The sequence below is a fragment of the Desulfobacula sp. genome (assembly GCF_021107415.1).
Window position 1 is genome coordinate 1 of sequence record NZ_JAIOSW010000170.1, and the last position, 12,413, is coordinate 12,413.

Here is a 12,413-nt window from a genome sequence, read left to right on the forward strand (position 1 = left end):
GCATATATAAAGTATGATCAGTCGGTTCCGCTTAAGTATGCAATTGATCCTTCTGCATGTATCTATTTTACTCTTGGCAAATGCAGGGCCTGTGAGAAGTTTTGTCCAACAGGGGCGGTTAATTTTACCCAGGCTGAAAAAACGGTTACGATAACTGTGGGTGCCGTTATCCTTGCACCGGGGTTTAAACCCTTTGATCCTTCCAAACATGATTTTTTCGGATATCATATCAAGGATGTGGTGACGAGTTTGGAATATGAGCGCCTTCTTTCGATCGGCGGACCGAATAAAGGCTGTCTCCTCAGGCCGTCGGATAACACTGAGCCGCATAAAATAGCCTGGTTGCAGTGTGTGGGATCACGAAACCATAATGATTGCGGAAATTCATATTGCTCTAATATCTGCTGCATGTCCGCAGTCAAGCAAAGTATGTCGTCTTTGGAACATACTAAAGGCCAAACGCTTGACCGGACCATATTTTTTATGGATTTAAGAAGTCATGGCAAGGAATCTGAAAAGTTTTTTGAAAGGGCAAAAGAAGAGAAGATCAGATTTGTAAGAGCATTTCCCCACACAATAGAACCCGGGAAAGACGGCACTGGTGTCCGGATGAGATATATGACCGAACACGGTGAGATGATGACTGAGTTTTTTGATATGGCTGTACTCTCAATTGGATTTGAAGCACCAGTGGATGCTATCGTCCTTGCCGGGCTGTTTGGTATTAAGCTTGATCAGCATCATTTTGCATACACTTCGTGTTTCGAGCCCATAGAAAGCAGCCGGGAAGGGGTCTATGTGATCGGTGCATTTCAATCCCCCAAGGCGATTTCAAGATCGGTTGTGCAGGCCTCTGCATCAGCAGCCTCTGCGGCAAGACTGCTGGCAGATAAGAGAGGATCTCTTGCAAAAATAAAAACCTTTCCCGATGAACGGGATATTCTTGACGAGAAACCTTCGGTGGGGGTGTTTGTCTGTTCATGCGGCGTAAATATTGCGGGTATTGTTGATGTTGATCAGGTTGTCTCGTCTACAGCCAGGCTGCCGCATGTGGCATATGTTGAAAACAATCTTTTTTCCTGTTCCGCCGATGCTCAGGAAAGCATTATTCAGAAGATTCATGAATTTAATCTGAATCGGATTGTTATTGCTGCCTGTACCCCCCGAACTCATGAGCATATGTTTCAGGAAACATTGAAAACAGCGCAATTAAACGGGTTTATGGTGGAGATGGCCAATATCAGGAATCAAAATTCCTGGGTACATCAACAAGATTCAAAGAGTGCGACCCGAAAGGCAAAAGACCAGGTTCGGATGGCAATAGCCAAGGTAGTCCATAATTATCCGCTTAAGCAGGCCCGGATAAAAGTTATTCAAAAAGCCCTTGTCGTGGGGGGCGGCCTTGTGGGTCTTGACAGTGCTCTTACCCTTGCCCGGCTGGGAATTGAAACTATACTTATTGAAAAAAGCGATACCCTGGGGGGCAATGCATTAAACCTTGAAACCTGTTTCAAGGGAGAAATAGTAGGCCCTATGCTTGAAGATCTTATCACCAGGGTGGATCAAAATAAAAAAATTATTGTTTACAGAAAAGCAAGTTTGGAATCGGTTTCAGGATCTATTGGGAATTTTCAGGGTCTTGTCAATATTGACGGGGAAATGAAACCAATACACTTTGGTGCTGCAATCGTGGCTACAGGCGGTAAAGAAGCCATCCCTGAAGAGTATCTTTATGGATGTGAACCAAGGGTAATGACCCAGATGGAGTTTGACAGAAAGGTGCTTTACCATCCCGGTGAAGTCAATAAGACCCAAAGTGTTGTATTTATCCAGTGTGTGGGTTCCAGGGAGCCCAAAAGACCTTATTGCAGCAGAATATGCTGTATCCATTCCGTAAAGGCTGCAATTGAGTTAAAACAGATTAATCCAAACATCAAGGTCTATATCCTTTACAGGGAAATCAGAACCTATGGCGAGTGGGAGGAATATTACAAAGAAGCAAGGGGTCTTGGAGTAATGTTTATCCGGTATGAAACCATAAGAAAACCAATGGTTAAAAAAACATCCGATTTTTTAACCATTGATGTATTTGATCCCATTGCCCGCCGCCCGATCAGGATTACAGCGGATTATCTTGCGCTGGCAACAGGGGTCGTTGCCCATGATAATAAGCATCTTGCAGATATTTTTAAGTTCTCTCTTAATTCAGACGGGTTTTTCAATGGAGCCCATCCCAAACTCAAGCCGGTAGATCTGTCTGTGGCAGGTCTGTTTCTTGCCGGTATCTGCAACGATCCCAAACCCCTGGACGAGTCGATTGAACAGGCCAGGGCAGCGGCATTCAGAGTGTCAGCACTGCTGTTACAAGAAGAGATTGAATTGGACGCCATTAAAGCATTTGTTACAGACAATTGTGATGGGTGTGCCCTTTGTGTAGATGTATGTCCTTTCCATGCCATATCAGTGATGAAGACCCAAAAACAAAACAAACAACCCATAGTCCGGGTCGTAACTGATCCGGCCTTATGTCAGGGTTGTGGTCTTTGTGCTGCTACATGTCCCAATGAAGGAATTGTGGTCCATGGATTTACTTTAGAACAGCTTACGGCACAAGTACGTGCAGCGGTTAATGGAGGCCCAATAAAAAAAAAATGCCCATGAGAAGACAAACCAATTTTTTGGAGCCGGTGTTATGACAAGTCGCTTTGAACCTGTTATCATAGGATTTTTATGTAATTGGTGTTCTTATACAGGTGCAGATCTTGCCGGTGTTGCAAGACTTCAATATCCTCCGAATTTACGTCCCATAAGAGTGATGTGTTCGGGTATGGTCCATCCTGATCTTGTCATGAAAGCTTTTTCTGCAGGAGCGGACGGCGTTATAATTTTGGGCTGCCACCCCGGCGCATGTCATTATGTTGAGGGAAATACAAAAGCTGTTGCAAGAGCGGATGTGATATCAATGGTTCTTGGGGATATCGGTGTTGATCCCAGGCGCTTTGAGCTTCAATGGATATCTTCGGCAGAAGCATCGGTTTTTGCTCAAGTGGTTACAAGTTTTACCCGGAGAATAAAAAGACTGGGCCCTTATAAAAGGAAAATTTAAAATAGATGATCAGGACAGGCAACTTAAATGACAGCAATTGATCAAAATAATTTAAGCGTTGAAGATGACGTCATAAGCGTCGTTCCCGTTGAGTTAGGTATTGGAAGTAAGACTATCCTCAAGGATCTTATTTTGTCCATGTTGCCGGAAGGGGAGAACCTGAATTCATGTTTTACCTGCGGTGCCTGTTCATCCGGATGCCCGGCCAGCGGTCTTTCCGGAATGGACCCTAGAAAATTTGTCCGAATGATTTCTTTAGGCCTGGATGAAGAGATCATGACCAATGACTGGGTATGGATGTGCACTATATGTAATCGTTGCGTTCATGTCTGCCCCATGAAGATTGATATTCCACAACTGGTTTTTGCCGTTCGAAGCCAGTGGCCAAAGGAAAAAAGACCGAAAGGTATTGTAGATAATTGTGTAAGAGCACTTAAAAATAATACCTGCTCCGGTATGGGAATCAGCGTTGAGGACTGGAAATTTATTGTTGAGGATGTTGTTGATGAGGTAAGGCAAACACAGCAGGGGTTTGAAGAGCTGAAGGTCCCCATGGATAAAAAAAATGCCAGGTTTTTTTTAAACCAGAATTCAAGTATGCCGTTAACAGAACCACTGGAGATGGCTCCCCTGTGGAAAATTTTGCATCTTGCCGAAGCAGACTGGACATATGGGTCGCAGGGATGGGCAGCGGAAAATTTTGGGTTTCTCCTTGCCGATGATGGGGCATGGGAAAAAATTATCAGGAAAAAGGCTGGTGTCGTTGAGCGATTAGGCTGTAAAGTATTGTTGAATACGGAATGCGGGCATGATTTTTTTGCAGTGAGACAGGGGCTTGAAAAATTCAACATATCTCAAACATTTGAGGTTAAAAGCATTGTTGAATATTATGCTGACTGGATACGCCAAGGTAGACTTAAGGTGAGTTCTGACTGGAACCAGGATCTAAAAATCAAGTTCACACTTCAAGATCCCTGTCAACTGGTGAGGAACAGTTACGGAGATTTTATTGCCGAGGAACTTAGATTTGTGGTGAAGGAAGCTGTGGGAGAGGAAAATTTTATTGATATGGTTCCAAGCCGTTCCAATAATTATTGCTGTGGTGGAGGTGGAGGTGCTATCCTGTCTGATTTCAAAGAAGAAAGGCTTTCTTACGGGAAGATTAAGCTTGAACAGATCCTTGAGACCGAAGCTGCTTATTGTATCACCCCCTGTAATACTTGTCACAGCCAGATACTGGATTTAAGTCATTATTATCAGGCAGGGTTTAAGACCCTGCATTTATGGACAATTTTATGTCTGTCAATGGGTGTTCTGGGGAAGAATGAACGCAAATACCTGGGAGATGATCTGGCATTGGTCGGGCTTAAATAAGGAAAAGGAGTTATGAAAACATTCTTTAATCTGGTACAGGAGGTGCAAAAGCCGGGACTTTGTTACCGGTGCGGTGGCTGTGTGGCTTTTTGTACTGCCATCAACTACGGGGCGCTTGAAATTGATAAAAACGGTAAGCCTGTTTACAGCGATATGGAAAAATGTATTGAATGCGGCCTTTGTTATTCCATTTGCCCCGGGATTAATGATCTGGATGAAGAAACAAAACGTCAGGCTGCCTGGAGCGAGCCCATGGGAAGGGTTATCGAAACTACGGTTGTCAGGGCATCTGATGCACAGGTGAGAAAAAGGGCAACCGATGGTGGTGCCGTGACTGCCCTTTTGCTGCATCTTTTTGACCGGAACAGAATAGATGGCGCTATTGTCACCCGATCAGTGGGTAAATTTCAGCGCCAGCCTTTTCTGGCGACCACCAGGGAAGATATATTGGGTTCGGCTGGACTTTTTTTTGATACTTCTCATGGGATGAAACGGTTTAGTGATGAATACATGATTTTTTCAACCATTGAGGAGTTTGATCCCATGATCAAAAAAGGGTTGAAAAGAGTTGCTTTGGTCGGAACTCCCTGCCAGATTAAATCCTTACGCAAAATGCAGGTGTTAAATCTGATACCATCAGATTCCATAAAAATATGCTTTGGACTTTTTTGTTCCGGAAATTATACTTTCGGTATCAAGGAGCAGCAGAAACTTGCCGGCATTGCCGGTATCTCATGGGATGATGTTATCAGCATCAACCTGAAGGACAAGCTGATCATCACCTTGAAATCCGGTGATAAAAGAACGGTTGAGCTTGAGGATATGGAATCCATGAAACGGTATGCCTGTCATTATTGCGCAGACTATTCTGCAGAGTTTGCAGACATTTCTTTTGGTGGAATCGGTGCCAAAGAAGGATGGACCACGGTCATTAGCCGGACACCTCTCGGCAGGGCAGTCCTGGCAGACAGCCGCAGTTTAAAAACGATAGAACAATTCAATGTTGAAGATAATCCCGAATTTGCCAGCAAGGCGCTTCAGGAGGTTAGAAAAGCCTCTTCCACAAAAAAGAAAAAAGCCAGATATAAGAGGCGGCATCTTCAGAGCAAATCAGTACAGGTCAAGGTATGAACCATAATTTTTATATTATTTTCTATTTTTAAACGAGAAAGTCGAGGTCCGGGATCGGCATCAATTTTTTGTTCGGTCCCAGGCAGACAAGTTCCAGTGTACAGGTAACGGCCGGCTTTGCTGCATCCGGCCGCCAGGCTTCATGAAAAAAGATAACCCTGTAATCTCCTTCTTTTTTCCATGTTGTTTTGATATCCAGAAGATCCCCGAAAACTGCTCCGTCGTGGTAACCCAAATTTATTTTATAAACGGCAAAACCGATTTCCTGCTGATGCCACATATCGGCAAGTGTGTCGATACCAATGATATCTTCTCTGGCCCGTTCAAAAAATTTTAAATAGTTTGCATGGTAGACAACCCCGGAATGGTCTGTATCTTCATAGTAAACCCGGGCTGAAAAAAGATGTGTTTGCCTGTTTGAATCATTCATATGGTGCGTCCTGTAAAGTTAGTCATTTGTAAGCTTTTATAATAGTTTAGACATGGAAAACCCAAGCCATACAGAACCGAAACCAAGGATAAGGTGAAGGATAAGGTTTGTCAGCGCTGCAACAAATTGTCCATCCCGGGCAACCGTGAATATTTCATATCCAAACGTTGAAAAAGTTGTGAATCCTCCCAGGAATCCGATGAGAATCAATGCCCGAATTTCAGGAGTGAATATTTGTCTTGTCTCAGATAATCCGCCTAATAAGCCGATGAAAAGACATCCAATTACATTGACCGTAATTGTCCCATAAGGAAAAAAAGGATCATTAAACAGTTTGTGGGATAAATCACTGATAATATACCGGCAGATAGATCCTGCAAAGCCTCCCATTCCAACCATTAATATTTTAATCATATTTATCTCCAGGAAATTCATCATTCCAGCCCGAGTCCAGCTTTTGGGAGTTTAAATAGAAATAGATACAAAAGCCATGTTTATTTTAGAATCATCCATTTTTTTTGGGAAGGATCACAGGAGCAAGGCCCGTTAATTTAATCAAATGTAGAATATCAAGACTATATTTTAGGATGTAGTTGCAAATCCCCTGATTTTCTTGACATATAGGAATGTGGATAATAAAAGTATCTATAACCCATTGGTTATTTGGAAATTAAAAAGGAGAAAACAGTGAGCACAAACTTCGGTATTGCAACAAAAATCAGCATACTTGTTTTAACTGCAATATTATCCACACTCCTGATTGTTTTTTTAAGTTCGTTTTTTTCTTTATCAGACATGAAAAAAATCAATCAAGATGAACTCTATCGTATTATTTATGAAGAGAGAAAAGAAAAACTGGTTGAGTTGACAGATAATGCTTCCGCTGTCCTGGAAACCACTAATTTTCACAATTATGCCATTAAAGCAATCACTGCCATGCGGTTTGGAAAACAAAAGAAAAATTATTTTTTTGTTTTTAATGAACAGGGCCGGTTCATTGTTCACCCCGAAAGGCCGGATCTGGTCGGTGTCAGCCAGATGAATCTTCAATCCCCTGACGGGAAATATATTATTAAAGAAATGATTGAGAGATCAAAGACTGAGAAACATGGATTTATTACTTACCAATGGGAAAAACCGTATTTAAAAGGGGTGTCGGGTGAAAAATTAACATATTTTAAAAAAATTCCAAAATGGCAGTGGATAATTGCCACAGGCATCTATAATGATGACATTAAAGATATCGCCCTTGAAAAGGAAAAGCTTTTACTTGAAAAAATTAAAAAAGGGCTGGGGGTTTCCATTGGTATTATCCTGTTTGCATCTGTTTGTTTTATTTTAATTTCGATTTTTTTCACCCGGAAATTATTAAAACCGATTAAGCAGGTGGCTGATTTTGCAAAGGAGCTGGGGGCGGGCAATCTTTCCGCAACACTTGAATATAAAAACAATGATGAGATTGGAGCCATGGCAGAGTCCATGCGGGGAGCGGTAAAAGATCTTGGTGCGTTAATCAAAAAATTAATTCAGACCTCATCGACGATTGCCGAATTATCTTCACGGCTGTTGACCATTGCATATGATCTAAAAGATTCGTCAAAAGAGATGGAAAACAACTCGGAAAATGCAAATAGGGAAACCCGGAGTATTTCCAAACATATGAGAAATATCCTGTCTGCAACAGATAAAATCAATTCACAGCTCGATAATATTGCCGGTTTCACCGAGAGTGTTTCAAACAATACGTCCTCGGTCGGGGTTAAAATTGATTCTGTATCAAACTCAACAACATCTGCTGCCTGCGCCATTGAGCAGATGTATGCATCCTTTAACGAAACGGCTCAGAATTCAAATAAAGGGGCAATTGTTACACAGAACGCGTCTAAACAGGCCGAAGAGACATCTATGATTATGAATCAACTGAGTGGGTCTGCAAAAGAGATTGGCGAAATCATTGAAATTATTCAGAGAATTGCATCACAAACCCATCTTTTATCTTTAAATGCTGCCATTGAAGCTGCCGGCGCCGGAGATGCAGGGAAAGGGTTTTTTGTTGTTGCCAATGAAGTAAAAGAATTGGCCAATCAAACAGAAACATCTGCAAATGTTATTCGCTCAAAAATTTTAGGGATGCAGGAACATACAAATAAAGCGGTTGAAGTTATCCAGTCCATTGTAAAGGTGATTGCAGATATTGATCAGATCATGTTTGCTATTGCCTCTTCTGTGGAAGAACAGACCACTGTGACCAACGATATCTCCTCAAACATCAGTGTAACGGCTGAGAATGCAAAAGATTTGAATATCAAGGCAAAAGAGAATATCGATGCCGTCCAGCAGGTGGCGATCAATATTGATGCCACTTCAAATGAATCTGATCTGATTCAAAAAGATGTAAAAATAACCACTATGGGTATTGAGAGCGTCTTGGATTATGTGAGCAAGTCCAATGAATCGGTGAAAGCCTCTGCACACGGTATAAAGGAGATTCAGGTTCAGGCCGATGAACTGGCAAGTCTTGCAAAGGATTTAAAACAGGCGATTCATATATTTAAGGTATAGCTGATTTAATTATTTGGATTGAGTATGAGAAAACTTGTTATTATAAAAACAGGAGACACCTTTCCGGCTATTGCAGGGCCGTTGGGAGATTTTGAGGACTGGATTTCTCAAGGTTTAAGTATCGGTAAAGAAAATATCCAGGTGGTGGATGTCACAAAAGGCGAAACCCTGCCCGCTGTTGAAGTGTGCAAGGGCGTTGTGATTGCAGGTTCCCACGCCATGGTGACCCAAAATTTTTCCTGGAGTGTGGCAATTGAACAATGGGTCCCGGACCTCATCCAGTCTGATATACCCATCTTTGGCATCTGTTATGGCCATCAACTGCTTGCCAAAGCCATGGGCGGGGTTGTGGATTACCATGCCGGGGGACTTGAAATCGGCACCACCCGGATTGAGCTTGTGCAGGAAGGTGCATCAGATAAGCTTTTCAAAGGATTGCCGAAAACTTTTACAGTCCATGTCTGTCATTCTCAGACGGTTGTTCGATTGCCGGATACTGCTGTGCGGATAGCTAAAAATTCTTTTGAACCCAACCATGCCTTCAGGATCGGTCAGTCAGTCTGGGGGGTCCAGTTCCACCCGGAATATGATGACAGGATCATGGCTGCCTATGCAGAAAATATGGAAACCATGATCAAAGAATCAGGTCTTATCTTGTCTGAAATTCTGGATAAAATAGAACCCACTCCAATGGCACTCAGGATATTAAAACGCTTTGGAAAACTGGTTGGATGAATCACCCCTACCTGTTTAATGACCAGTCATAATCCAGGTAATAGATTTTAATATTGTTTCCTGCTGAATTGAGCTTTTCTTTTAACTCTTTGGAGGCATGCCGTTTAATGAACAGGAGTGGGTTGTTGGAAAAATCTTCCTTAAACCACTTGAAAATTTTGCTGGTAAAAAGAGTGTCTTCTTTGATAAAATTATTTTTTTTATCATTGATAAATTTTCTTGCCTGATCGTCCAGCTGATTTTCCAGAGTTTTACCTTCATAGGGCTCATTCCGAAGAGGCGGACAGCTCTTAGAGGCACAGTTTATGGCAAAGTGAACCCGTGGGTCTTTAAATTTTGGCCGAAGGATATCATGCTCGATATGATCAAGAGATACGGTTCTTCCCTGCAGCAAGATGAATTTTTTGCTCCAGGGATTGGAAAAAAAATTTCCGATTTCTTTAATGGAATTAATGCCGGGATATTTTGTTAATATAAGTTTTATGGTGAATGCATTATAGGCATTGATATAAAAGGCGAAGAGCTTGTTTCCTGAGAGAGATTTGACATCGGCCCGGTTCAGGATGGCCAGATACTCATCCAGCAGTTGCTCATTCTTTTTAAATCCATCATAGTTGACTCTATTATTAATGACATGCTTTTTTAAAAGTGATGCATAAATTTGATTGTCAATATTATCCATTGCCATGGAATGACTTGCAAAAAATAAAAATAGAAGTGATAAACCAATGATATCTTTTAAACCGTTCATCAGACCATACCAATACCGGCAAAGATATCGAGCCCCCCGTGATAAATGGGCTTTAACTCAAGTTTTAGTTCAAGATAGAATTTGCAGGGTCTTGACGGAAGAATGATACCCACACGCCATCCTTTAAAGTCAGCTGCCAGCTTTTTCCCAATTTCACGATAAAAGGATTGGGTGTTGGTTTTTTTCCCGAGTCTTTTTCCATAAGGCGGATTTAACAGCACCACCCCTTTTTTCCCTGGAGATATCATGGAAGAATTGATGGAAAAAAAGTCCTTTTTTGAGGTATCTATGATATGACAAAAATCATGATTTGAAATATTTTGTTCCAGTGCAGCTAATGCTGTATCATCAATATCAGATGCAAAAATCTGTTTTTCTGAGAATGGCAGCAATTTCTTTTTGGCCTGTTTTTTAAGATAAGCATATGTCTTGGGGCTGAATCCCGGCCAGTTTTCAAATGCAAAAGATCTGAAAAATCCTGGTGGCACCTTGGTTTTCATCATGGCAGCTTCAAGGGAGAACGTGCCTGATCCGCACATGGGATCGATCAATATATCGTCTTTGGAAAATTGGGTCCAGAAAAGCATGGCAAAGGCCAAATTTTCTCTCAGCGGTGCTTTGCTGACTTTTTGTTTGATACCTCTTTTAAATAGAAGCTCTCCAGTGCTGTCTAGAGAGATGGTAAAATCATCATGAACAGCCCTGATATAAATCGTCTGATTTGATTTGTTTTTTGCAGATGAAGTAAAGCCCGAACTCAATTGATTTAGAATAATTTTTTCACACCGCTGCGCAATGGCATCGGAATGGTATAACCTTGATTTTTTACTGGTAACATTAAAGTTGGGACTAGAATTTTGCGGCAGATAGAGTATCCAGTCAATAGCGTCTATTTTTTTTTCAAGTTTTCTGAAAGAATCTGCCTTAAACTGGTTGATCCGCATCAAAATTTTTAAAGGGCTCCTTAAATTAAGATTGAATTGCATACATGTTTCAGGTTTGCTTTTAAATTCAATACCCCCCTGGATGACCCTAATGTTATCTTCAGGAAATCCTGATGCAAGCATTTCATTTCGGCATATTGTTTTCAATCCGGGTGAACAAACAGCAAAAAAGCGATGCTCCCTGCCGATAATTCTTCTTTTCACTCTTTTTTCAAATGAAGATGTTTTCATTGTTATAATCTGCTATTTTATAATTTTTCATGGGCGCAACGTACCAGGGCTTTTGTGGTTTCCCATGAGATACATTCATCTGTTATGGAAACCCCATATTTTAGCGTTTTGGAATTTCCATTGCATTTCTGGTTGCCTTCAAACAGATTGCTTTCAAGCATTAATCCAATAATGCTGGTATTTCCTTCAATTCGCTGATCCAGAGCACTTTTAAATACAAAAGACTGCCCTTCGTGCTTTTGTCCCGAGTTATCATGGGAGCAGTCTATCATTATTGCATCCAGAAGATTTTTTATTTTAAGTTTTTCCTGAGCTTTACCCAGGGAGATCGGATCGTAATTCGGGTGGGGACCACCTCGAAGAACAATATGCCCGAAGGGGTTTCCCGTGGTGCTGACCATTGAAGAATACCCTTGCGGATCAATCCCGAGAAAATGCTGGGGTGCGCCTGCCGCCATCATGGCGTTGATGGCAGCATCAAGACTTCCATCCGTGCTGTTTTTAAATCCAACCGGCATGGAAAGGCCACTGGCCATTTCACGGTGGGTCTGGGATTCTGTTGTTCTTGCACCAATGGCCACCCAGGTTAAAAGGCCGGCAATATACTGCGGAATGATGGGATATAGAATTTCTGTGGCTGTGGGAAGTCCCATTTTGTTAATTTCAATCAACAGGGATCTGGCCTTTTTTAATCCTTCATTAATATTGTAGGAAGCATCAAGAAATGGATCATTGATTAACCCTTTCCATCCAATCGTTGTTCTGGGTTTTTCAAAATATACCCTCATAATCAAATTGATTTTTTCTTTAACCTCATCTCTTAATCGTTTCATTTTCCGGGCATATTCAAGGGCGGCATCTGTGTCATGGATTGAGCAGGGCCCTGCAATTACAAGGAGTCGATCATCTTTTTTCTGTAAAATATTTTCAATATCACGACGTCCGTTGATCACAGTTTTGGCAACATCATCTGTTACCGGGAGTTCTTCTTTAATGGATGCGGGTGAAATAAGGGGTTTGAACTCTTTTACATTTACATCATAGGTCTGTTTCATGACTTTTCCTTTGCCAGGTTTCATCCAAAAGCCGACAGCCTAAAACAGAAAAGCCGCAGGCTTTTGCTGCCTGCGGCTTTTTTGTTAAAATAAA

The 12,413-nt window shown here is 41.6% G+C and carries 11 protein-coding genes; 6 read left to right on the forward strand and 5 right to left on the reverse strand.

Annotated elements, in window-relative coordinates; all coding sequences use genetic code 11:
• The 4 genes from K8S13_RS09190 to K8S13_RS09205 form a co-directional block, all read left to right on the forward strand.
• Nucleotides 1–2,661: 4Fe-4S binding protein (locus K8S13_RS09190; protein ID WP_291462117.1), on the forward strand; the 2,661-nt coding region annotated here is incomplete at its 5' end.
• 31 nt (nucleotides 2,662–2,692) lie between these two features.
• Nucleotides 2,693–3,106, forward strand: coding sequence for a hydrogenase iron-sulfur subunit (locus K8S13_RS09195; protein WP_291462119.1), 414 nt, complete (start codon nucleotides 2,693–2,695; stop codon nucleotides 3,104–3,106).
• 138 nt (nucleotides 3,107–3,244) lie between these two features.
• Complete coding sequence (locus K8S13_RS09200; protein ID WP_291462135.1) at nucleotides 3,245–4,480, forward strand: (Fe-S)-binding protein; 1,236 nt, start codon at nucleotides 3,245–3,247, stop codon at nucleotides 4,478–4,480.
• Nucleotides 4,481–4,492: 12 nt separating this feature from the next.
• On the forward strand, nucleotides 4,493–5,611 hold the full coding sequence (locus tag K8S13_RS09205) for a Coenzyme F420 hydrogenase/dehydrogenase, beta subunit C-terminal domain (protein WP_291462120.1): 1,119 nt from the start codon (nucleotides 4,493–4,495) through the stop codon (nucleotides 5,609–5,611).
• Nucleotides 5,612–5,639: 28 nt separating this feature from the next.
• Here K8S13_RS09205 and K8S13_RS09210 read toward each other — a convergent pair whose 3' ends face one another.
• A complete protein-coding gene (locus tag K8S13_RS09210; protein ID WP_291462122.1) occupies nucleotides 5,640–6,041 on the reverse strand; it encodes a YbgC/FadM family acyl-CoA thioesterase in 402 nt (133 codons plus the stop codon).
• 36 nt (nucleotides 6,042–6,077) lie between these two features.
• Nucleotides 6,078–6,455 (reverse strand): fluoride efflux transporter CrcB, encoded by a 378-nt coding sequence (gene crcB, locus K8S13_RS09215; protein WP_291462123.1) that lies wholly within the window; start codon nucleotides 6,453–6,455, stop codon nucleotides 6,078–6,080.
• Between the two features lie 273 nt (nucleotides 6,456–6,728).
• Here crcB and K8S13_RS09220 point away from each other — a divergent pair, with 273 nt between their 5' ends.
• The gene (locus K8S13_RS09220; protein WP_291462125.1) at nucleotides 6,729–8,603 is read left to right on the forward strand and encodes a cache domain-containing protein; all 1,875 of its coding nucleotides are present in this window, start codon (nucleotides 6,729–6,731) and stop codon (nucleotides 8,601–8,603) included.
• A gap of 24 nt (nucleotides 8,604–8,627) precedes the next feature.
• Nucleotides 8,628–9,338, forward strand: a complete 711-nt coding sequence (locus tag K8S13_RS09225) for a glutamine amidotransferase (protein WP_291462127.1) — start codon at nucleotides 8,628–8,630, stop codon at nucleotides 9,336–9,338.
• A gap of 7 nt (nucleotides 9,339–9,345) precedes the next feature.
• Here the strand turns inward: K8S13_RS09225 and K8S13_RS09230 are convergent, their stop codons facing one another.
• From K8S13_RS09230 to K8S13_RS09240, 3 genes are read right to left on the reverse strand one after another with little or no spacing between them, the layout of a single operon-like run.
• Nucleotides 9,346–10,089: a DUF547 domain-containing protein gene (locus K8S13_RS09230; RefSeq protein WP_291462129.1), complete on the reverse strand. Its 744-nt coding sequence runs from the start codon at nucleotides 10,087–10,089 to the stop codon at nucleotides 9,346–9,348.
• Nucleotides 10,089–11,264, reverse strand: a complete 1,176-nt coding sequence (locus tag K8S13_RS09235; RefSeq protein WP_291462131.1) for an RNA methyltransferase — start codon at nucleotides 11,262–11,264, stop codon at nucleotides 10,089–10,091. Before K8S13_RS09235 ends, K8S13_RS09230 begins: the two co-directional genes overlap by 1 nt.
• Nucleotides 11,265–11,281: 17 nt before the next feature.
• On the reverse strand, nucleotides 11,282–12,319 hold the full coding sequence (locus K8S13_RS09240) for a 3-deoxy-7-phosphoheptulonate synthase (RefSeq protein ID WP_291462133.1): 1,038 nt from the start codon (nucleotides 12,317–12,319) through the stop codon (nucleotides 11,282–11,284).
• Nucleotides 12,320–12,413 lie beyond the last annotated feature (94 nt).